The 19,780-nt window shown below is 64.2% G+C and carries 22 protein-coding genes; 17 read left to right on the top strand and 5 right to left on the bottom strand.

The features are described 5' to 3' along the window. The first annotated feature begins 98 nt into the window (after positions 1–98). The 5 genes from DDZ14_RS08990 (at position 99) to DDZ14_RS08970 (ending at position 3,352) form a co-directional block, all read left to right on the top strand. Positions 99–644 (top strand): carboxymuconolactone decarboxylase family protein, encoded by a 546-nt coding sequence (locus tag DDZ14_RS08990; protein ID WP_109424625.1) that lies wholly within the window; start codon positions 99–101, stop codon positions 642–644. A 58-nt stretch (positions 645–702) separates the two neighbouring features. Beyond that, entirely contained in the window at positions 703–1,665 is a 963-nt protein-coding gene (locus tag DDZ14_RS08985) for an MBL fold metallo-hydrolase (protein WP_109424624.1), read from the top strand. Positions 1,666–1,808: 143 nt separating this feature from the next. Beyond that, the gene (locus DDZ14_RS08980; RefSeq protein ID WP_109424623.1) at positions 1,809–2,465 is read left to right on the top strand and encodes a pyridoxamine 5'-phosphate oxidase family protein; all 657 of its coding nucleotides are present in this window, start codon (positions 1,809–1,811) and stop codon (positions 2,463–2,465) included. Continuing rightward, positions 2,462–2,974 (top strand): SDR family NAD(P)-dependent oxidoreductase, encoded by a 513-nt coding sequence (locus DDZ14_RS08975; RefSeq protein WP_109424622.1) that lies wholly within the window; start codon positions 2,462–2,464, stop codon positions 2,972–2,974. The genes DDZ14_RS08980 and DDZ14_RS08975 overlap by 4 nt, the downstream gene beginning before the upstream one ends. Positions 2,975–3,004: 30 nt before the next feature. Next, positions 3,005–3,352 (top strand): GNAT family N-acetyltransferase, encoded by a 348-nt coding sequence (locus tag DDZ14_RS08970; protein ID WP_158275492.1) that lies wholly within the window; start codon positions 3,005–3,007, stop codon positions 3,350–3,352. Here the strand turns inward: DDZ14_RS08970 and DDZ14_RS08965 are convergent. Next, entirely contained in the window at positions 3,323–4,306 is a 984-nt protein-coding gene (locus DDZ14_RS08965; RefSeq protein WP_199221319.1) for a GlxA family transcriptional regulator, read from the bottom strand. The two genes, DDZ14_RS08970 and DDZ14_RS08965, sit on opposite strands and share 30 nt — an antisense overlap. 256 nt (positions 4,307–4,562) lie before the next feature. Between DDZ14_RS08965 and DDZ14_RS08960 the strand changes: the two genes are divergently transcribed. The 9 genes from DDZ14_RS08960 to DDZ14_RS08920 all read left to right on the top strand — a co-directional run bounded on the left by DDZ14_RS08960 (position 4,563) and on the right by DDZ14_RS08920 (position 14,259). Then, positions 4,563–5,429, top strand: coding sequence for a class I SAM-dependent methyltransferase (locus DDZ14_RS08960; RefSeq protein ID WP_109424619.1), 867 nt, complete (start codon positions 4,563–4,565; stop codon positions 5,427–5,429). Between the two features lie 22 nt (positions 5,430–5,451). Next, positions 5,452–6,054, top strand: coding sequence for a DUF1326 domain-containing protein (locus DDZ14_RS08955; protein ID WP_109424618.1), 603 nt, complete (start codon positions 5,452–5,454; stop codon positions 6,052–6,054). Positions 6,055–6,057: 3 nt separating this feature from the next. Continuing rightward, positions 6,058–6,852, top strand: coding sequence for a DUF2182 domain-containing protein (locus DDZ14_RS08950; RefSeq protein WP_109424617.1), 795 nt, complete (start codon positions 6,058–6,060; stop codon positions 6,850–6,852). Positions 6,853–7,360: 508 nt separating this feature from the next. Continuing rightward, complete coding sequence (locus DDZ14_RS08945) at positions 7,361–8,248, top strand: LysR family transcriptional regulator (RefSeq protein WP_109424616.1); 888 nt, start codon at positions 7,361–7,363, stop codon at positions 8,246–8,248. Positions 8,249–8,339: 91 nt separating this feature from the next. Then, complete coding sequence (locus DDZ14_RS08940) at positions 8,340–8,810, top strand: formate dehydrogenase subunit gamma (RefSeq protein WP_109424615.1); 471 nt, start codon at positions 8,340–8,342, stop codon at positions 8,808–8,810. Further along, a complete protein-coding gene (locus tag DDZ14_RS08935) occupies positions 8,807–10,327 on the top strand; it encodes an NADH-quinone oxidoreductase subunit NuoF (RefSeq protein WP_109424614.1) in 1,521 nt (506 codons plus the stop codon). Before DDZ14_RS08940 ends, DDZ14_RS08935 begins: the two co-directional genes overlap by 4 nt. After that, on the top strand, positions 10,324–13,218 hold the full coding sequence (gene fdhF / locus DDZ14_RS08930; RefSeq protein WP_109424613.1) for a formate dehydrogenase subunit alpha: 2,895 nt from the start codon (positions 10,324–10,326) through the stop codon (positions 13,216–13,218). The genes DDZ14_RS08935 and fdhF overlap by 4 nt, the downstream gene beginning before the upstream one ends. Further along, positions 13,218–14,045 (top strand): formate dehydrogenase accessory sulfurtransferase FdhD, encoded by an 828-nt coding sequence (gene fdhD / locus DDZ14_RS08925; protein ID WP_109424612.1) that lies wholly within the window; start codon positions 13,218–13,220, stop codon positions 14,043–14,045. The genes fdhF and fdhD overlap by 1 nt, the downstream gene beginning before the upstream one ends. Next, positions 14,035–14,259, top strand: coding sequence for a formate dehydrogenase subunit delta (locus DDZ14_RS08920; RefSeq protein ID WP_109424611.1), 225 nt, complete (start codon positions 14,035–14,037; stop codon positions 14,257–14,259). Before fdhD ends, DDZ14_RS08920 begins: the two co-directional genes overlap by 11 nt. A gap of 294 nt (positions 14,260–14,553) precedes the next feature. Here the strand turns inward: DDZ14_RS08920 and DDZ14_RS08915 are convergent, their stop codons facing one another. After that, the gene (locus tag DDZ14_RS08915; RefSeq protein ID WP_109424610.1) at positions 14,554–14,967 is read right to left on the bottom strand and encodes a helix-turn-helix domain-containing protein; all 414 of its coding nucleotides are present in this window, start codon (positions 14,965–14,967) and stop codon (positions 14,554–14,556) included. Between the two features lie 115 nt (positions 14,968–15,082). Here DDZ14_RS08915 and merF point away from each other — a divergent pair, with 115 nt between their 5' ends. Together merF and merA are read left to right on the top strand one after the other, a co-directional pair. Continuing rightward, entirely contained in the window at positions 15,083–15,331 is a 249-nt protein-coding gene (merF, locus tag DDZ14_RS08910; RefSeq protein WP_199221318.1) for a mercury resistance system transport protein MerF, read from the top strand. A 1-nt stretch (position 15,332) separates the two neighbouring features. Further along, a complete protein-coding gene (gene merA / locus DDZ14_RS08905; RefSeq protein ID WP_109424609.1) occupies positions 15,333–16,757 on the top strand; it encodes a mercury(II) reductase in 1,425 nt (474 codons plus the stop codon). 271 nt (positions 16,758–17,028) lie between these two features. Here the strand turns inward: merA and DDZ14_RS08900 are convergent, their stop codons facing one another. The 3 genes from DDZ14_RS08900 to DDZ14_RS08890 form a co-directional block, all read right to left on the bottom strand. Beyond that, positions 17,029–17,511 (bottom strand): VOC family protein, encoded by a 483-nt coding sequence (locus DDZ14_RS08900; RefSeq protein WP_109424608.1) that lies wholly within the window; start codon positions 17,509–17,511, stop codon positions 17,029–17,031. A 101-nt stretch (positions 17,512–17,612) separates the two neighbouring features. After that, a complete protein-coding gene (locus tag DDZ14_RS08895) occupies positions 17,613–18,284 on the bottom strand; it encodes a glutathione S-transferase family protein (RefSeq protein WP_109424607.1) in 672 nt (223 codons plus the stop codon). Next, the gene (locus DDZ14_RS08890) at positions 18,281–18,988 is read right to left on the bottom strand and encodes a DUF1428 domain-containing protein (protein WP_109424606.1); all 708 of its coding nucleotides are present in this window, start codon (positions 18,986–18,988) and stop codon (positions 18,281–18,283) included. Before DDZ14_RS08890 ends, DDZ14_RS08895 begins: the two co-directional genes overlap by 4 nt. A 103-nt stretch (positions 18,989–19,091) precedes the next feature. Between DDZ14_RS08890 and DDZ14_RS08885 the strand changes: the two genes are divergently transcribed. Then, positions 19,092–19,748, top strand: a complete 657-nt coding sequence (locus DDZ14_RS08885) for a helix-turn-helix domain-containing protein (RefSeq protein WP_109424605.1) — start codon at positions 19,092–19,094, stop codon at positions 19,746–19,748. The last annotated feature ends 32 nt before the right edge of the window (positions 19,749–19,780 follow it).

Raw genomic sequence — 19,780 nt, 5'->3', positions numbered from 1 at the left:
TTCATGGAACGAGTATTCTTTCAAGATCGCGATAAGGCCATGTCATGGCGAGCGGTGCCCAATGGCTCCGCCCGTTCAACCAGACAAGGATTCCTCCCATGGCCCGCGTTGCCGTCATCGATCCCCAAACATCCTCCGACGAAGCCAAGCCGCTCTTGGACGCCGTCCAGTCCGGCCTAGGCATGGTGCCCAACTTCATCCGTGTGCTCGCCAATTCCCCGGCAGCCTTGAGCGCCTTTCTCGGGCTGCACGGGATCGCTGGTTCCGGCCTTCTGGAAGAGAAGACTCGCGAACGCATTGCGCTGGCCGTCGCCGAACAGAATGCCTGCCAATATTGCGTCTCGGCCCATACCGCCATCGGTCGCAAGGTCGGCCTCGACAACCAGGAGATGCTGGCAAACCGCATGGGCCGTTCGGCTGACACCAAGGCGGAAGCGGCGCTGACCTTCGCCCGCGCGCTTGTCGAGCATACCGGTCAGGTGAGTGGGGCCGAGTTCGAGGCCGTGCGTGCCGCCGGCCATTCGGACGGCGAGATCATCGAGATCATCACCCATGTCGCGATGAACATCTTCACCAACCTGCTTGGAAAGGCGACCCAGGTCGAGATCGATTTCCCGAAGATCGACCTGAACAGAGCAGGCTGAGCCCAATCCGTAATTGGCCCCGCGTGGTACGCGGGGTCCCTCGAAAAGGCACCATCCCATGGTTGACCTGTATCGTCGCGGCCTTGCCGCACCCCTTTTTGCGCTGCCCCTCCTGGCGGCGACGGCGCCCGCGTTGCAGGCGCGGTCCGCCGGCCCGCTGGCGCGGCTTCCGGTCACCGCCCGCTACCAGATCGGGCGGTTCGAAGTGACCGTGATCTCGGACGGGTATATCGACTTTCCCTACGACATGTTCACGGGCGTGACGCGGGATCAGGCGCGCGAGGCCGCCGAGGCGGTCTTCGCTGCGGGTAACAACGGTGTGCGCGGCAACTTCGCGACCTACCTGATTAACGACGGCAAGCGCTATGTTCTTGTCGACAGCGGCCCGGCCGGGACCGTCAGCACGACCTCGGGCTATCTGCCGGGCACGCTTGAGGCTCTCGGGGTGAAGCAGACGGATATCGACGCCGTCATCCTGACACACGCCCATGTCGACCATATCGGCGGCATGGTGACCGGCGACCGGAACAACTACCCGAACGCGGATGTCTATATCCACAGGCGGGACGTGCAGACCTTCACCGATCCGTCGATTGAGGCGCGGGCGCCGGAGATCACCAAGTCGAGCTTCGCGGCGACTGAGCAACTCGTCCGGCTGTATCCCCGGCTTCAGCAGATCGACGGCGACCGCCAGATCACGCGCGGCATTTCGGTTTTTGATCTATCGGGCCATACGCCGGGACAGATCGGCGTGAAGATCGAGGATGGCGGCCAGGTTCTGAACCTCGTCGCGGACATGCTCTTTCACCCGGCCGCGCATCCGGCACTTCCCGGCTTCGGCATCATCTTCGAGATGGACAAGGAGGCGGCGGACGCGTCCCGCGCCCGGTTCTTCCCGCAGGCGGCTGAGGAGAAGGCGCTTCTTGCGGCCACGCATATGCCATTCCCCGGCGTCGGCAGGATCGTGAAGGACGGCGGTGCGCTGAAGTGGCTGCCAGCGGATTGGTCCTACGTCGACTGATCGAAGCACCGGCGCGATGCCGCGCCGGTGCCTCAACATTGAAAGGAGACTCGATTGGCCGCAGGGGCCTCGTCCAGCGGACCACGCGGGCCATTCGGATCTCGGCCTATAGGGCGCGGTGCAAGGGCCCGCAGGAGGAAATCATGCCACATCATTTCGCGAAGATCGCCTTCACGCCGACGGTCAAGAAGGTGCAGGAGGCGCAGGGAAGCCGGAGCGCATATGCCCGGATGGAGACTGCGCCGGAGCCACTGAACCGACAGCTCACCGAAGCCGAGGCCGGGTTCATCGCCGCACGGGACTCGTTCTATATGGCGACCGTCAGCGAGACGGGCTGGCCCTACATCCAGCACCGTGGCGGGCCGGCCGGTTTCGTGCGCGTGCTTGATGAAGGCACGATCGGTTTCGCGGATTTTCGAGGCAACCGGCAATATGTCAGTGTAGGAAACCTGACGACCGACGACCGGGTGTCGCTGTTCTTCATGGATTATCCGAACAAGACCCGACTGAAGCTCTTCGGCCGCGCCCGGATTATCGATCTCGAGGATCGCACAGCACTGTCGAGGCTGGAGATCTCGGACTACCGCGCCCGGATCGAGCGGGGCATTATTATCAGGGTCGAGGGCTTCGACTGGAATTGCCCGCAGCACATAACCGAGCGCTACACTCTTGCTGACGTGAACGCCGTGACCGCGCCGCTCGCAGCACGGATCGCCGAACTCGAAGCCGAGCTCGCAGGGCGCCCGGCGTCGCGGTCCTCGGCGAAGACCTCAGACCAATCGAAAAAGAATACACCATGACTTCCAAGACCCGCACCCTGATCGTTGGCGGCGCCAGCGGCATGAGCAAGGCAACCGCCCGCCTGCTGCTTGAAGATGGCGGCAGTGTTGTGCTGGTCGGTCGGCAGCGCAACAGGCTTGAGGTCGCGCAGCAGGACCTGGCGCATCCCGGCCGGGTCGAGATCGCAGCCCTGGACCTCGCCGAGCCGGCGGCGGTGAGGGCCTTTTCTGCCCGTATACCCACTGAATTTCCCGATCTCACCGGACTCGTGAACGGGGCGGGTGTCTTTCTGCCGAAGCCCTTTCTCGAACACGCTGAAGAAGACTACGACCGCTACCTGGACCTCAATCGTGGCACCTTCTTCCTCACCCAGGCCGTAGCTCGGGCGATCCGGCGACTCGAGGGGAGCCTGTCCGACGACCTCGTCAGCCCGCTCTGCAAGGCGGCCGGCCTGAAGCCAGCCCGCGCCTGGCAGAAGTTCGAAAGGGAGATTGCAGGCGAATTGCCGGATACCGACATGGGGTTCTAGATCCGCGAAGCCGCCTCCGGGGAAGGCGGCGTGTTTGCCCGCATCGTATGCGCAGGCTTCGATCTCTGTGAAGCGGCTGAACCATGGCTTGCCCGATTGCCGGAAGCGAAGGGCTGGCACGCCTACATAGCCTGGGATGGAAACGAACCCGCGGGCTGCGCTGCGCTCTTTCTATCGGGCGAGGCGGCGTTCACCGATTTCGCCGCCACCGACCCGGTCTTCCGGAAACGCGGCGTGCAGAGCGCCAATCTCGCCTATCGGCTCCATGCCGCCCGCGAGATGGGTGTGACACGCGTACACACGTGCGGCAGGCTTGGCAACCGGCCTAAGTCGCATGACCTGCCGGTCTCATTGCCGGTGGCGGTAGGGATCCGGTAGCTTCATCTGCTGGCGGTAGACCGCGGGGGAAACCATGGTCACGCGCTTGAAGAGGCGGCGGAAGAAGGCCGGATCGACGTAACCGACGCGTGCGCCGATCTCCTCGACCGGGTCGCGGGTCCGTTCCAGGCACCGCTTGGCCTCCTCGACGCGCAGCCGCTGCACGTAGCCCATCGGGCTGAAGCCGGTGGCGGCGCGAAACCGGCGCTTGAAGGTGCGGGGCGCCATGCCACTATGGGCGACGACGGCCTCGACGGGCGTCTCGCAGGCAAGGTGTCTTGCCAGCCAGTGCTGCGCGTCCCGCACCATTGCGTCGCCGTGGTCGAATGGCGGGACGAAGACCGAGTATAGCGCCTGCCCTTCGTCATGCGCCTTCAGCGCGAAGAACCGGGCCATCTCGACCGCTGCGGCGGCGCTGGTGTAGCGCGTTATCAGGTAGAGCACGAGGTCGTGCCAGGTGGTCGCGCCGCCAGATGAGACGAATTGCTCTCTCGCGCCGTCGGTGACCAGCACGTGTTCCGGGCGCAGGTCAATTTCGGGATATGTCTGCCGGCAGATCTCCAGGAGCTGCGGATGCAGGGTCGCCTGCCGACCGTCAAAGAGCCCCGTTTCTCCCAAGAGCAGAAGCCCGGTGCAGGCCGAAACCAGAACGCTGCCCTGCTCGTGCATCCGCCGGATCCACCGCACAAGTTCCTCGTGGCGGCCCTTCTCCCAGGATAGGCTGGCCGGCATGAGGGACGGTGCGATGATGATGTTTGTCCGCTGCACCTCGCTCGCGGGTCGGCCGGACAGGGACAGGCCGCTGACGACTTTCACGCGGGTTTCCGTCTCGGTCACGACCTCGGCGGTGAAGGGCGGGGTCTGTGGCAGGTCGGGCACGGCGCGGGCCAGGACCGCCATGGAGTTCAACACGTCGTAGATTCCCGTGACCGTGGACAGCATCGCGTCCGGCACGGCGAGGATCGAAACGTGAAGCGGGCGGTTATTCGTCGCGATGGTATCCCTCCTGCGCGAGTGCGTTCGGGCGGGGGAGAAGCCGGAGCCGACGGCACTTCCCACGAATATCCGGGGCACAACAGGGCCATCGATCAGGATATTTCACGCACCGATGGCACGATCGCCCCGACTTCGGCGCTTCTGTCTCTTACCAGACCACCGCATGCGCCGTCAAAATCCTCCCCGATACCAGCAACAGCGAAAGGAGGATCCGATGCTCGACCAGAGGGACCCGTCCCGCGAACTCGTCGATTTCTGGAACGACACGCTTGAACCGAAGTTCACCCGGTTCCGCAAGCCGCTGACTCGCGGGCTGAGCCTGCACAGCGACCAGGTGATCCCGCAACTTGATCTGCGGCCCGGCGACCGGGTGCTCGATGTCGGGTGCGGCTTCGGCGATACGGCCGCCGACCTCGCGGAGAGGGTCGCGCCCGGCGGTCATGTCACCGGTCTCGATTGCTGCCCCGGCTTCCTCGCCGCCGCGCGGCAACACGCGGAATTCTGTCAGATCGGCAATATCGACTTCCGCGAGGCCGACGCCCAGACCTGCGATTTCGCGCCCGAATACGATTTCGTCTTCTCGCGTTTCGGGACGATGTTCTTCGCCAGCCCGGTCGCGGGGCTGAAGAACATGCGCCGCGCTCTCAAGCCTGGCGGCGGCATGACGATGATGGTCTGGCGCACCATTGACGACAATCCCTGTCTGAAGGTGCCGCGCGACGTGGTACGCGACATGCTGCCCGAGCCGGGCGAGGACGCCCAGAGCTGCGGCCCCGGCCCGTTCTCGATGGCCGGCGAGGAGATGGTGAGCGGGCAACTTCGCTCGGCGGGCTACGAGGACATCCGGTTCACACGTATCGACGCGCCCTGGACCGTGGGCGACACGGTCGAGGAGGCCATAGCCTTCCAGCTTGCCCTTGGTCCCGCAGGCGAGACCTATCGCGAAGCCGGCGCGGAGGCCGAAGCGCGGCACGAGGAGATTGTCGCGCGGCTGGGTGAGGCTCTCGCCCCCTACCGGACGGAGAACGGCGTCGTCATGGCGTCGAGTTCCTGGCGCATCGACGCCCGAAATCCCGAGTAACCCAATACGAAAGGAGTTTACGATGACCTACAAACTTGAAGGACGCCTGCTGGAAGTTTGCACCTGCAAGGTGCTTTGCCCCTGCTGGATCGGCGAGGACCCGGACGGCAAGACCTGCGAGGCGTCGCTGGCCTACCATTTCGACAAGGGCGAGATCGACGGCATCGACGTGTCCGGGCTGACCGTCGCGGGATCGACCCACATTCCAGGCAACGTGCTCGATGGCAACTGGCGGCTGTCGGTTTTCGTCTCTGAGGAGGCGACCGACGAACAGATGGAAGCGATCCGCGGTGCCTTCACCGGCGAGAAGGGCGGACCGCTCGCCGATCTCGCGCAGCTTCACGGTGAGATCGTGGAGTTCGAACGCGCGCGGATCACCTTCGACGTGACCGAAGGCAAGGGTCGCTACAAGGTCGGCGACGTCGTGGACGCCGAGATCGAGCCCTATCGCGGCGCGACCGGTGAGCTGACGACACTGAACGAGAGCGTCTTTTCGACCATCCCGGGTTCGCCCGCCTTCGTCGGCAAGGCACCGAAGTTCCGGATGAACAATCCGAAGCTCGGCCTCGATATCAATCTTTCAGGCCACAATGCCATCCAGGGCAGCTTCGCCTTTGAGGCGTGATCCATGCGCCTGCCCGCCCTCCATCCCCGCATGTTCCTTGTGCTCTGGAGCGCGATCTTCGCCCTGGCCTGGGCAACACTCTGGGTCTCGCAACATTCGGCATGGGGTCGTTACCTGGACCACGGCGACTGGACGAAGGCGGGAATCGCACAGAGCCTCTGCGCCAGCCTGCCTGCTGGGCAGTGGCTGCTCCCGCTTCTGCTCTATGCAGGTGGCTGGCTATTGATGTCGGCGGCGATGATGCTGCCGACGGCGTTGCCGCTGATTCACCGGTTTCGGGTCATGACCCGGCCGCGCGGGGACGGCCGGCGACTGATGGCGCTGCTGGTCGGCGGTTATCTGGCCGTCTGGTTGGGCTTCGGCGTGCTGGCGCATCTGCTGGACATCGCCGTGCACTGGGGCGTGGCAAAGGTCGACTGGCTGGTCTTCAACGGCTGGGCCATCGGGGCGGGCGTCATCGCACTGGCCGGGCTGTTCCAGTTCTCGCGGCTCAAGGACTTTTGCCTCGAGCGCTGCCGAGCACCCATGGGCTTCGTACTGCGGCACTGGCGTGGTCCCCATCCGAGCCGGTCCGCGCTGGCCATCGGGCTCGACCACGGGCTTTACTGCGTTGGCTGCTGCTGGGCGCTTATGCTCCTGATGTTTGTGACCGGCACCGCGAGCGTGGGCTGGATGCTGCTTCTGGGACTGATCATGGCGGCGGAGAAGACCCTTCCCAGCGGTGACCGGCTTGCGCGGCCGATCGGACTGGGGCTGATCGTTCTGGGCATCGTCATGGTTGCCGCGCAGGTGACGTGACGCATGATGCAACGATCATGGATCTCAGCCACGCACGGACGTTCGACCCGGAAAGGGTAAAGGATCAGGCAATTGGGTTTCCGCCCAGTACCCTCCTCCGCTACCAGTTTCCCAAAAACAGCCGTGAATTGATGCGCGCATTCGTCCCGGTGTCTCTCTAACGGTGTGAGGCAGGTGAAATGGCTTACTGTTCGCCATGCTTCTTCGGCGAATCCCCGAGTGCGGCTGTCGTTATCGGGCAGACTCCGGTTGGACACCAGGAGGGAAGCATCCGTCAGGATCCATGCTCTTACAATGCTCAATGTCGGGCGGAGAGCGGCCGTTCGCTGCGAGCGCGAAATGGGGAGTGGAACCTCACGAAAGCGGCCATACACCGCACGAGAGTAGCGTTCAGATTGGCTTGCGAGGAGTGGAGAGGGGCGAGAACGAAATCAGAAAACAGGGTTGCCATACCGACGGCATTGCTGATTTCTATCGGATTGCCGAATTGTAATTGTAGTGACCAATCATGCTGGACAAGCTGGAGATGTTCATCGCCGTGGCCAAGGAGGGTCATTTTGGGCGCGCGGCGATCAGCATAGGGATCACCCAACCATCGCTTTCGGCAGGGATCAAGCAGCTTGAGCAACAGTTGGGCGTGCAGCTCATCTTTCGTGGCTCCCGGTATGGCGGTCTCACCCCGGAAGGACAGGCGACGCTGGTCTGGGCGCGGCGGATCGTTGGCGATGCCCGCCAATTGCGCGAGGAGATGCGCGCCAAGCGGTATGGTCTGTCCGGGCAACTCAGGATCGCGGCGATCCCGACGGCGCTGACATGGGCGGCGCGGCTGTGTCACCGGTTCAACGCAAAGCACCCCAATGTGCGCTTTACCATCCTGTCGCGCACCTCGGTCGAGATTTTATCGATGCTGGATAATCTCGATGTGGATGCGGGCATTTCATATCTCGACAACGAGCCGATGGGCAGGGTCAGTACGGAACCGCTCTATGCGGAGCGTTATATGCTGGTCTGCGCCGAGGGCTCGCGGTTTGCCGAACGCGAGTCGGTGGGGTGGGCAGAACTGGTGCAAGAGCGGCTGTGCCTGCTGACGCCGGACATGCAGAACCGCCGGATCATCAATCGCAATTTCGCCGCCGTCGATGTGACGCCCGAGGCGTGGATCGAATCGAATTCCACCGTGGTTCTGATGGCCACGGTCGAAACCGGGGGCTGGGTGACGGTCTTACCCGAGGATTCGGCGCGGTTTCATGCGATTGGCAAACCGGTGCGATTGGTCCCGTTGACCGGTCCCGAACCGGCCCATTCGGTCGGGCTGGTTGCCCCCTGGCGAGAACCGCATACCCCAGTTCTGGAGAGCCTCTTGCGCGAGGCCCGCCGATTGGCAGCCGAGTCTTGATAGAGAATATCTATCAATTGACCGGATGGCGATATTGATTTGCCATGGTGATACCTGATTGACTGACCTCAGCAACCGCATGAGGCCAGCCATGAATGAAACCGTCCCCACATCTGAGGAAATCGATACCCTCCTCGCAGAATATTCGCATCTCGAAGGACCGCTATTGCCGATCCTTCACGCCATGCAAGACAGTTTTGGCCATATTCCCGAGGCGGCACATCGCCCCATCGCCGAGGCCCTGAACATCAGCCGGGCGGAACTGCATGGCGTGATCAGTTTCTACCACGATTTCCGCGAGAACCCCGTCGGGCGGCATGTGCTGAAAATCTGCCGTGCCGAGGCTTGTCAGGCGGTGGGCGGCACGGCGCTGGCAGAGGCGACATTGGCCAAGCTGGGGCTGGATTGGCACGGTACGACAATAAACGGGGCGGTGACGGTCGAGCCGGTCTATTGCCTCGGGCTCTGTGCCTGCGCGCCCGCCGCGATGCTGGATGACCGGGTGGTCGGCCGGGTGGACAACGCCCGGATGGATACCCTCCTGGCGGAGGCGGGCGCATGAAGATTTACGTACCCATGGACAGCGCGGCCAAGGCACTGGGTGCCGAGGATGTGGCCGCGGCGATCCGCACAGAGGCCAAGGCACGGGGCATCGAAATCGAACTTGTCCGCAATGGCACGCGCGGGATGATCTGGCTGGAGCCGCTGGTCGAGGTCGAGATCGACGGCGTGCGCCACGGCTATGGCCCGGCCACGGTTGGCGATGTGGCGGATATTCTGGCGGGCGACAGCGCCAAGGCGCTTGGCCCGGTCGAGAAACTGGACTGGATGAAGCGGCAGACGCGGCTGACCTTTGCCCGCGTCGGCGTGATCAACCCACTTTCCCTGAGCGATTACGAGGCGCATGGCGGGCTTGCCGGTCTGTGGCGCGCCATCGGCATGGACGGGGCGGGAATCGTCGAAGAGGTGACCAAGTCAGGCTTGCGCGGGCGTGGCGGGGCCGGGTTTCCCACCGGCATCAAGTGGAAAACCGTGCATGATGCTGCAGGGCCGCAGAAATACATCGTCTGCAACGCCGATGAGGGCGATAGCGGCACCTTTGCCGACCGGATGATCATGGAGGGCGACCCTTTCACGCTGATCGAGGGCATGGCGATTGCCGGTCTCGGCGTGGGCGCTACCAAGGGCTACGTCTATCTACGTTCGGAATATCCCGACGCCATCCGGGTGATGCGCCGCGCGGTCGAGATCGCGCGCGGGGCGGGGGTGCTGGGCGCGGATGTGCTGGGGTCTGGCCGCGCCTTCGAAATGGAAATCCGCGTGGGTGCCGGGGCCTATGTCTGTGGCGAGGAAACCTCGCTGCTGAACAGCCTCGAAGGCAAGCGCGGCGTGGTGCGCGCCAAGCCGCCGCTGCCTGCATTGGAGGGTTTTCTCGGGCGACCCACTGTGGTGAACAACGTGATTTCGCTGGCCACCGTGCCGGTGATCTTCGAGAAGGGCGCGCAGTATTACGCCGATTTCGGGCTGGGCCGCTCACGCGGCACCGTGACCTTGCAGATCGCAGGCAACGTGGCGCGCGGTGGGCTCTTCGAGACGGCTTTCGGTATCTCCCTCGGGGAGGTGGTGAACGATCTCGGCAGCGGTACCGCCTCGGGCCGCCCGGTCAAGGCGGTGCAGGTGGGCGGGCCGCTCGGGGCCTATATCCCAGTGTCCAACTTCGACGCGCCGCTCGGATACGAGGAACTGGACGCCAAGGGTGGTCTCTTGGGCCATGCGGGGCTGGTGGTCTTCGATGACGCCGCCGACATGTTGCAAATGGCCCGCTTCGCGATGGAATTCTGCGCGGTAGAAAGCTGTGGCAAATGCACTCCCTGCCGGATTGGTGCTGTGCGCGGCGTCGAGACGCTGGACCGGATCGCCGAGGGCGACGGAGCGGCGATCCCGCTCCTGACCGATCTCTGCGAGACGATGAAAGACGGCTCGCTCTGCGCGCTGGGCGGGTTCACGCCCCTGCCGGTGATGTCCGCGCTCACGCATTTTCCCAATGATTTCGCCACCCAACAGGAGGCCGCCGAATGAAGGATTTAATCATTCCGAACGACCGCGACATGGGCACACCCGCCAAGACCGGCGCGCCGGTGACACTCGAGATCGACGGCATGGCCGTCACCGTGCCCGAAGGCACCTCGGTGCTGCGCGCGGCGGCCGAGGCTGGCATCCAGATCCCCAAGCTCTGCGCCTCCGACAACCTTGAGGCCTTCGGCTCCTGCCGCCTCTGCGTGGTCGAGATCGAAGGGCGGCGCGGCACACCCGCCTCCTGCACCACGCCCGTGACCCCCGGCATGGTGGTCCACACCGGCTCAAGCAAGGTGCGCAAGATCCGCAAGGGCGTGATGGAGCTTTATATCTCCGATCACCCGCTGGATTGCCTGACCTGTTCGGCCAATGGCGATTGCGAATTGCAGGACATGGCCGGCGCCGTCGGCCTGCGCGACGTGCGCTATGAGGCCCCGGAAAATGGCGGCATGGTCAACCATTTCGAGGCCCGCAACACGAGCGGCGAAGCCAATCCCGAATGGCTGCCCAAAGACGACAGCAATCCCTATTTCAGCTACGATCCCAGCAAATGCATCGTCTGCAACCGCTGTGTGCGCGCCTGCGAAGAGGTGCAGGGCACCTTCGCGCTGACCATTCAGGGCCGTGGCTTTGACAGCCGGGTGTCGGCGGGTAATGCGGGCGATGATTTCCTCGCCTCCGATTGCGTGAGCTGCGGGGCCTGCGTGCAGGCCTGCCCGACCGCGACCTTGCAGGAGAAATCCATCATCGAGATGGGCACGCCCGACCGGTCGGTCGTGACCACCTGCGCCTATTGCGGAGTTGGCTGCTCGTTCAAGGCCGAGATGAATGGCGACGAGTTGGTGCGCATGGTGCCCTACAAGCACGGCAAGGCCAATCGCGGGCATTCTTGCGTCAAGGGCCGGTTCGCCTATGGCTACGCCCATCACAAGGACCGCATTCTCAAGCCGATGATCCGCGACCGGATCACCGATCCCTGGCGCGAGGTCGAGTGGGACGAGGCGCTGAGTTTTGCCGCCAGCAAGATGCGCGGGCTTCAGGAGACATATGGCAAGAAATCCATCGGCGTGATCACGTCGAGCCGCTGCACCAACGAGGAAACCTATCTGGTGCAGAAACTGGCCCGCGCGGTCTTTGGCAACAACAACACCGACACCTGCGCGCGGGTCTGTCATTCGCCCACCGGCTACGGGTTGGGTCAGACATTCGGCACCTCTGCGGGCACGCAAGATTTCGATTCTGTCGAGCAGACCGATGTGGTGGTGGTGATCGGCGCGAACCCGACCGACGGGCACCCGGTCTTTGCCTCCCGCCTCAAGAAACGGCTGCGCGAAGGCGCAAAGCTGATCGTGGTCGATCCGCGCCGGATTGATCTGGTGAAATCGGCGCATGTCGCGGCGTCGCATCACCTGCCGCTGCGTCCCGGCACGAATGTCGCCGTGGTCAGCGCCCTTGCGCATGTGATCGTGACCGAGGGGCTGATAAATGAAGAGTTCATCCGCGCGCGCTGCGATTGGGATGAATTCCAGCATTACGCCGAGTTCATCAGCAACCCCCGCCACTCGCCCGAGGCAACGGCGATGCTCACCGGCGTCGATCCGGCAGAGCTGCGCGCCGCCGCCCGCCTCTTTGCCACCGGCGGCAACGGGTCCATCTACTACGGCCTTGGCGTGACCGAACATAGCCAAGGGTCCACCACTGTCATGGGCATCGCCAATCTGGCCATGCTGACTGGCAACATGGGACGGCCCGGCGTCGGCGTGAACCCGCTGCGCGGTCAGAACAACGTGCAGGGCGCCTGCGACATGGGCTCTTTCCCGCACGAATTGCCCGGCTATCGCCACGTCAAAGGCCCCGAGGTCCGCAAGGTCTTTGAAGAGGCATGGGACGTTCAGATCGACGCGGAACCGGGCCTGCGCATTCCCAACATGCTCGACGCCGCCGTGGATGGCACCTTCAAGGGGCTCTATTGTCAGGGCGAAGACATCCTGCAATCGGACCCCGACACCAAGCATGTGGCGGCGGGGCTGGCGGCGATGGAGTGCATCATCGTGCATGACCTCTTTCTCAACGAGACCGCGAATTACGCGCATGTGTTCCTGCCCGGCTCGACCTTCCTGGAAAAGGACGGCACCTTTACCAATGCCGAGCGCCGCATCAACCGCGTGCGCAAGGTGATCCCGCCCCTCAATGGCTATGCCGACTGGGAGATCACCCAGATGCTCGCCAATGCCATGGGCGCGGGGTGGACCTATGCGCATCCGGCCCGGATCATGGAGGAAATCGCGGCGACGACGCCGTCCTTCGCCGGGGTGGATTACGCGCTGTTGGAGGAAAAAGGCAGCGTACAATGGCCCTGCAACGAGGCGCATCCCGAGGGCATGCCGCTGATGCATATCGACGCGTTCATGCGCGGCAAGGGGCGGTTCATCGTCACCGAATATGTCGCGACGGATGAAAAGACCGGCCCGCGTTTCCCGCTGTTGCTGACCACCGGGCGCATCTTGAGCCAGTATAATGTCGGCGCGCAGACAAGGCGCACCGACAACGTGGTCTGGCACGAGGAGGACCTGCTGGAGATCCATCCCCATGATGCCGAAGTTCGCGGGCTGAAAGACGGCGATTGGGTGCGTCTGGCCAGCCGCGCGGGCGAAACCACGCTGCGCGCCAAGCTCACCGATCGCGTGAGCCCCGGCGTGGTCTACACCACCTTCCACCACCCCGACACGCAGGCCAATGTCATCACCACCGACTATTCCGACTGGGCCACCAACTGCCCGGAATACAAGGTGACGGCGGTGCAGATCAGCTTGTCGAACGGGCCGACCGACTGGCAGGAAGATTATGCTGCGCAGGCCGCCCAGGCGCGGCGTATCCTGCCTGCGGCAGAGTGATGGCGATGGGCTTTTCTCCCACCCAAAGCCGCCCGGGCCTCTCCGTGCAGGCAGAGGGGGCGCGCCGCGTCACCCGCGCCCTGCCCGAAGAGGCCCCGGTAGCCTTTGTTTTTGACGGCACGACGCAGGCGGTGATGATGGCGACACCCGATGACATCGCCGATTTTGCCCATGGCTTCGCCGTGACCGAGGGGATCGTGACCGCCCCGGACCAGATCGAGGAGTTCGAGATCGCCGCGCATGATCAGGGCATCGAGGCGCGGTTCTGGCTGCGCGACGATCGTCAGGAGGCGCTCACGGCGCGACGGCGGCAGATGGCGGGGCCGGTGGGCTGTGGCCTCTGCGGTATCGACAGCCTGGAACAGGCGGTGCGGGCGGTGCCGTCCGTGATCCATGCAGGGCCGGTCTTTGCCGCGCGAGAGATCGCCTGCGCCACCGCGGCGCTCGGCGCGTGCCAGCCGCTGCATGATCTGACCCGCGCCACCCATGCCGCCGGGTTCATCCGGCCCGGCGAGGGCGTGGTGATGGCGCGCGAGGATGTGGGGCGGCACAATGCACTCGACAAACTCGTTGGCGCGCTCTGGCGTGGCGGCATCGACCCGGCAACCGGGGCCATCGTGATGACCAGCCGCCTTTCGGTCGAACTGGTGCAGAAATGCGCCGTGGCAGGCTGCGCCATCCTCATCGCTGTCTCCGCCCCCACCGCACATGCGCTTCGGCTTGCCGAGACATCCGGCATCACCCTCGCGGCCTTCGCCCGCGGCGGCGGGTTCGATCTCTATTCCCATCCCCACCGCATCGACATCGAGGTTCACCATGTCGCCTGAGAAAATGGTTCATATGGCCAACCAGATTGCCACATTCTTCAAGACCCAGCCCGGCGGGGATCAGGCCGCCCGCATCGCCGCACACCTGACCGATTATTGGGAGCCACGCATGCTGGATCAGCTTCACGCCCATGTCGATGCAGGCGGAAAGGGGTTGGACGATCTGGTGATTGCGGCAGAGACTGAGATCGTGAAGACGCACATACGCGCCTGACACGGTGAAACTCCATGCGGTGCGGCGTCGGAGCTATCCCAAGGCCTTGCACCCAGCTTGGCTGCTCCTGTTCACTTTGATGTGAATCCTCAGCGGTCAGAGTTCTGCAACAATGCCGTTGTAGGGGTATACCGGCTTTGATGATGTGACCGCCCCCGACGGCATCGGTGTGCCAAGGTGGGTCTGAAATGATCCACAATGGAGGACGGTCACGTCATCAAAGCCATAGCTAGAACGATCCGCGCCGACAGGCGTCGCCCAAGCTGGGCCGTCGAGCGGGATCATCGTCGCGTCTCAAGAGGTCAGTGCTTCCAGCACAGGGCAATCGGGCACCTCGTCGCCGGAACACTGCGCTGCCGTTTCGGCCAGAACCCGCTCGATGCGCCTGAGATCGGCGATCTTCTCACGCACGTCGGCAAGGTGCCGTTCGGTGCGTTCCTTCACCTCGGCGCATGTCTGCGTCCCGTGATCGACGAGCGCGAGCAGCCCGCGGATATCGTCGAGCGAGAATCCCAGCTCACGCGCCCGCAGGATGAAGCGCAGCCGCTCCAGATGGCGGTCATCGTAGACGCGATAACCGGCTTCCGTGCGCGGCGGCTCCGGCATCATGCCGATCTTCTCGTAGTAGCGGATGGTCTCCAGGTTGCAGCCGGTCCGGCGCGCAAGCGCTGCCCGGTACAATCCCTTCCCTGACGTGCCGAGTCTCATCTTTTCTGCAAGGACCCCTTGAGCCTGTAGCTACTACAGACCTTAGACTGTTTTTGGATGGAGTCGATACAGAGAACACGTCCGACTATCGCGAGCCGGCAAAGGAGCACAAACCGTGAAGGACGCCACGATCATCAAGACCGGTGTCATCGGCACCGTCATCGCCGCCATCTGCTGCTTCACACCGGTGCTGGTCATCGGGCTGGGCGTGGTCGGACTCTCCGCCTGGCTCGGCTGGCTGGACTATGTGCTGCTGCCGACGTTGGCGGTGTTCGTCGGCGTTACGGCCTACGGCCTCTGGCGCCGGCAACGGGCCGCCGCCTGCTGCGAAACGGATACCAAAGCAACGAAGGAGACCAGATAACATGGCCGATTGCTGCACACCGCCGTCGGGCGGGCGCTACGACATTGCCGTCATCGGCGCCGGCTCGGCGGGGTTCTCCGCCGCCATCACGGCGGCCGAACAGGGCGCCAATGTTGCGCTGATCGGCCACGGCACGATCGGCGGCACCTGTGTCAATGTCGGCTGCGTGCCGTCGAAGACCATGATCCGCGCCGCCGAGGCCCTGCATGTTGCGCGCGCCGCCAGCCGTTTCCCCGGCCTTGCCGGAGAGGCGCAGGTGACGGACTGGCCAGCTCTTGTGGACGCCAAGGACGACCTCGTGGCGAGCCTCCGCCAGGGCAAGTACGTCGACCTGCTGTCCGCCTGGCCCGGCATTTCCTATGTCGACGGGGCCGCACGCCTGAGCCCTGACGGCATCGCCGTGAACGGTCAGATCGTCCCGGCAGGCAAGGCCATCATCACGACCGGCGCCGCGCCGGCAAAGCCGGACATCCCCGGCATCGACGACGTGCCCTGGCTGACCAGCACTACCGCGCTGGAGCTGACGGTCCTGCCCCGATCGCTGATCGTCATCGGCGGAGGCTATGTCGGCTGCGAGCTTGCGCAGATGTTCGCGCGCATGGGCACGGCGGTGACGCTGGTGACTCGTTCGCACCTCTTGCCGGAGGCCGAGCCGGAGGTATCGGAAGCACTGACCGGCTATCTGCGCGACGAAGGTCTGGCCGTGCATGACGGCCTCGCCTACCGGCGGATTGTGCAAGTGGACGGCGGCGTTGCCCTGAGCGTGGAGATCGAAGGACAGGAAGAAACGCTGACGGCGGAGCAGGTGCTGGCGGCGACGGGGCGAACGCCCAACACGCGCGGGCTCGGTCTTCCAGACAACGGTGTGCAACTCGGCAACAATGGCGCCATCCCGGTCGACGGGCGGATGCGCACCTCCAAGGCCGGTCTCTACGCCGCCGGCGACGTGACCGGACGCGACCAGTTCGTCTACATGGCCGCCTACGGCGCCAAGATCGCCGCGCTCAACGCGCTGAACGGCGACAGCTTCGTCTACGATAACGGCGCCATGCCCTGGGTGGTGTTCACCGACCCGCAGGTAGCGGGCGTCGGCCTGACGGAGAAAGCCGCAAGGGCGGCGGGCTACGACGTCAAGACCTCGGTCCTGCCGCTCGATCAGGTCCCCCGTGCGCTTGCGGCGCGCGACACGCGCGGGCTCATCAAGCTGGTCGCCGACGCGGGAACCGACCGCCTGCTGGGCGGCCAGATCCTTGCGCCCGAGGGCGCCGACAGCGTCCAGACGCTGGCGCTTGCCCTCAAGGCCGGCATGACCGCAAAGGCGCTCGGCGAGACGCTCTTCCCGTACCTGACCACCGTCGAGGGGCTGAAGCTCGCCGCGCAGACCTTCGACAAGGACGTGGCGATGCTGTCCTGCTGTGCGGGGTAACCTTCTCCGTCACCTCGCGGGATGACCGCACTCCCGGCACCGGACGCCGCTGCCGCTCGCTTGAACCTGCACCCTGAAATGGAATGGAAACAGCTTCACCGAAGCGGCTCTACCTGGCTCCACAAAATCTCCCCTTTCAAGAAGAATATCAGTAACTTACTTATTCTTCATGGTGTTCTCCAAAGCTTGTCTCGCTGAGGTGTTTCAGTGAGGACACTTGAGGATATGGCCGTCGGAGCCTCAGCCCTCCGGCCAAGGCGGTACAAAGGCGTCAGTGCCCGCGGCGCGCCGCCTCGATCGCGGCGACGTCGATCTTCTTCATGTCCATCATCGCTTCAAAGGCGCGCTTTGCTTCGCCGCCTCCCGCCGCGAGCGCTTCCACCAAGACCCGTGGAGTGATCTGCCAGGAAATTCCCCATTTATCCTTGCACCATCCGCAGGCGCTTTCCTGGCCACCATTTTCGACAATGGCGTTCCAGTAGCGGTCGGTTTCTTCCTGATCCTCCGTGGATACCTGGAAGGAGAAGGCTTCGCTATGCGTGAATGCAGGCCCGCCGTTCAGGCCCAGGCAGGGAATGCCAAGCACGGTGAAATCAACCGTCAGTACGTCACCCTCCTTGCCGGCGGGATAGTCGCCGGGCGCATGGTGGATGGCACTTACCGAACTGTCGGGAAAGGTCTCGGCATAGAAGCGGGCAGCGGCCTCGGCGTCTTTGTCATACCAGAGGCAGATCGTGTTCTTCGCAACGGTCATCGTTTATCCATCCTCATCTTGAACCAATCGGACTCAACAGGTCCCGGCCCCGGTGCGTTTCCCGGATCTGCCATGGGGTGCAGCGCGAAGCGGGCCGGCCGTCAGGCCCGCCCGGCGGCGGGTGCGGAATCCGCCGCCTCCCAATGGGCCATGTGATCCGCCATCGCCTTCTTGAACGCGGGCCTGTCGGTGCCGCGGCCCACATAGGCTGTGAGTGCCGGGTAGTCCGCCAGCGCGCCCTCGGCTTCGAGCACGCGCAGCACTTCGACCATCGCGATGTCGGCAATGCTGAAATCGCCAGCCAGCCAGTCCCGTCCTGCCAATTCCTGCTCCAGCGGGGCCAACCGGGCATCCATGCCCTGCCTGGCATGTTCCTTGACCGCCGCCGCAGGCGCCGGGCCGAAGAAATCCGGAAACCGCCCCGCGAGTACCATCTGCATCCAGTGCGAACTCGCAATCTCGACCGTGTTCAGGGCGGCGAACAGCCATTGCGTGACCGCCGCCCGGCGGGGCTCGGGCATCAGCGCGCCACCCTCGCCGAGGTGCAACAGGATCGCGCCGCTTTCGAACAGCGTCAGATCTCCGTCGCGGATCACCGGCACCTGCCCGAAGGGCTGCATCCGCCGGTGCGCTTCGCTCTTGGGATGAACCGGAACGGTTTCGACGCGATACGGGCGACCGAGTTCTTCCAGCCCCCATCGCACCCGCATGTCGCGCACGAAGCCACGCGGGAATTCGGGCAGCCAATCATAAGTAAAGAGCGTGAGTGTCATTCGGCCTCTCCCGAGTCGAAAAGCGGCTCGAAGCCCGCCCACATCATCCGCATGCCATCAAAGGGCATTGCGGACATATCCATGTCTCCCATCTCGGCTTCCATCGCCTTGGCGGCTGCGTCGCAGGTGGCGCGGTCGGGCCAGGCCGCCCAGCTGAAGACCGGCACTTCGCCCTCTTCGGCCTTGGCTGCCTGGTAGAAGTCTGTCTTCTTGCCGCGGGGGACGTCTTCGCCCCAGGTTTCGATCATGCCCTTGGCGCCGCGCTTCTGAAACATCTTCCAGCCCTCGCCGGCCATTTGGGCGTAGGCGGTCCTGTTCTTTTCCGGCACCGCCAGCAGGAAGCCCTGGTAGTAGCCCGCGCCATTATGCTGACCGGCTTCGTAGACCGGTGAGAACCCGCCGAAGATCATGCGGCTGCCATCGAAGGGCATCGCGGGGTCGTCCTGCATCTTCGCCCAGGCCGCATCCGCGTCCGCCTTGTCCGGCCATTCGATCCAGGAAAACACGATGGCTTCATCGTCTTTGGCATCCACCGCGCCATAGAAGTCGGTGACCTTCCCCTTGGGCACATCCACACCCCAGGTCTCGACCATGCGGGTGGCGCCGTAGGATTTGAACAGCGGCCAGGCAGCCGACACATGCTCGGCGTATTTCGCCTTGTTCGAGGTCGGCACCGCCGCCACGGCACCCGTAAAATAGGCCATATCACACTACCCTTCATTCAAACTGAAACTGGTGCAGGCGAATCCTGCTTGAAGCCCGATCGTGGCAGCGGTAGTATGAAACAACAACTGTCCATATGGAAAAATGACCAAACAGGCAAGAATCCCCCGCCCCCGCTACGACGAGGGCTGCTTGGCGGCCCATGCGCTGAACCTGATCGGGGACCGCTGGGCACTGCTGGTGGTGCGCGAGTTGATGTTCGCCCCGAAACGGTTCCAGATGATCCGCGCCGGCCTTCCCGGCATCTCGGCCAGCGTGTTGACCGGGCGTTTGGCGCAACTCGCCCGGAACGGGGTCGTCGACCACGATGAGAGGTTGGGCGTTTACTCGCTCACGGATGCGGGACGCGGCCTGTTGCCGGTGCTGGAGGCGCTCTGCCGTTGGGCGCTGATGGTGCCGGGCCATGACCCGTCCCGCTTCATCAGCCCCTCGGCGCTGATGATCTCGATGCGGGTGAGCCTGATTCCGGAACCGGGCCGGGGTCGCGAGGCCAAGGCGGGATTCGATTTCGGCGACGAGGCCTTCGAGATGCGGCTGACCGAAGGCCGGTTGCAGACCAGCCTGGTCACCCGACCCGAAGCACCCTTTATCCTTTCAGGAAATGGCAATGTGCAGGCAAAAGCCGTCTACGGCACCACGCCGTTGGCGGAACTGGTTGCCAGAGGCGAGGTCGGCGTGGAGGGTGACGTTTCCGCTGCGCAGGAGTTTCTCTGCCTTTTCCGGCTTGAGCGTCAATCCTGACCCGCCCCGGCCGTAGCGAGGCGCCACAGGGG

The sequence above is a fragment of the Maritimibacter sp. 55A14 genome, from assembly GCF_003122205.1.
Classification (GTDB): Bacteria; Pseudomonadota; Alphaproteobacteria; order Rhodobacterales; family Rhodobacteraceae; genus QEYE01.
Note: the sequence above shows the minus strand (reverse complement) of the source record. Positions and strands in the feature narration are given on the sequence as shown.

Bases quoted from the DNA above. Each gene is read 5' to 3' on its own strand.
- DDZ14_RS08990 (WP_109424625.1), top strand. From the start codon at position 99: ATGGCCCGCGTTGCCGTCATCGATCCCCAAACATCCTCCGACGAAGCC.
- DDZ14_RS08985 (WP_109424624.1), top strand. From the start codon at position 703: ATGGTTGACCTGTATCGTCGCGGCCTTGCCGCACCCCTTTTTGCGCTG.
- DDZ14_RS08980 (WP_109424623.1), top strand. From the start codon at position 1,809: ATGCCACATCATTTCGCGAAGATCGCCTTCACGCCGACGGTCAAGAAG.
- DDZ14_RS08975 (WP_109424622.1), top strand. From the start codon at position 2,462: ATGACTTCCAAGACCCGCACCCTGATCGTTGGCGGCGCCAGCGGCATG.
- DDZ14_RS08960 (WP_109424619.1), top strand. From the start codon at position 4,563: ATGCTCGACCAGAGGGACCCGTCCCGCGAACTCGTCGATTTCTGGAAC.
- DDZ14_RS08955 (WP_109424618.1), top strand. From the start codon at position 5,452: ATGACCTACAAACTTGAAGGACGCCTGCTGGAAGTTTGCACCTGCAAG.
- DDZ14_RS08950 (WP_109424617.1), top strand. From the start codon at position 6,058: ATGCGCCTGCCCGCCCTCCATCCCCGCATGTTCCTTGTGCTCTGGAGC.
- DDZ14_RS08945 (WP_109424616.1), top strand. From the start codon at position 7,361: ATGCTGGACAAGCTGGAGATGTTCATCGCCGTGGCCAAGGAGGGTCAT.
- DDZ14_RS08940 (WP_109424615.1), top strand. From the start codon at position 8,340: ATGAATGAAACCGTCCCCACATCTGAGGAAATCGATACCCTCCTCGCA.
- DDZ14_RS08935 (WP_109424614.1), top strand. From the start codon at position 8,807: ATGAAGATTTACGTACCCATGGACAGCGCGGCCAAGGCACTGGGTGCC.
- fdhF (WP_109424613.1), top strand. From the start codon at position 10,324: ATGAAGGATTTAATCATTCCGAACGACCGCGACATGGGCACACCCGCC.
- fdhD (WP_109424612.1), top strand. From the start codon at position 13,218: ATGGCGATGGGCTTTTCTCCCACCCAAAGCCGCCCGGGCCTCTCCGTG.
- DDZ14_RS08920 (WP_109424611.1), top strand. From the start codon at position 14,035: ATGTCGCCTGAGAAAATGGTTCATATGGCCAACCAGATTGCCACATTC.
- DDZ14_RS08915 (WP_109424610.1), bottom strand. From the start codon at position 14,967: ATGAGACTCGGCACGTCAGGGAAGGGATTGTACCGGGCAGCGCTTGCG.
- merA (WP_109424609.1), top strand. From the start codon at position 15,333: ATGGCCGATTGCTGCACACCGCCGTCGGGCGGGCGCTACGACATTGCC.
- DDZ14_RS08900 (WP_109424608.1), bottom strand. From the start codon at position 17,511: ATGACCGTTGCGAAGAACACGATCTGCCTCTGGTATGACAAAGACGCC.
- DDZ14_RS08895 (WP_109424607.1), bottom strand. From the start codon at position 18,284: ATGACACTCACGCTCTTTACTTATGATTGGCTGCCCGAATTCCCGCGT.
- DDZ14_RS08890 (WP_109424606.1), bottom strand. From the start codon at position 18,988: ATGGCCTATTTTACGGGTGCCGTGGCGGCGGTGCCGACCTCGAACAAG.
- DDZ14_RS08885 (WP_109424605.1), top strand. From the start codon at position 19,092: ATGACCAAACAGGCAAGAATCCCCCGCCCCCGCTACGACGAGGGCTGC.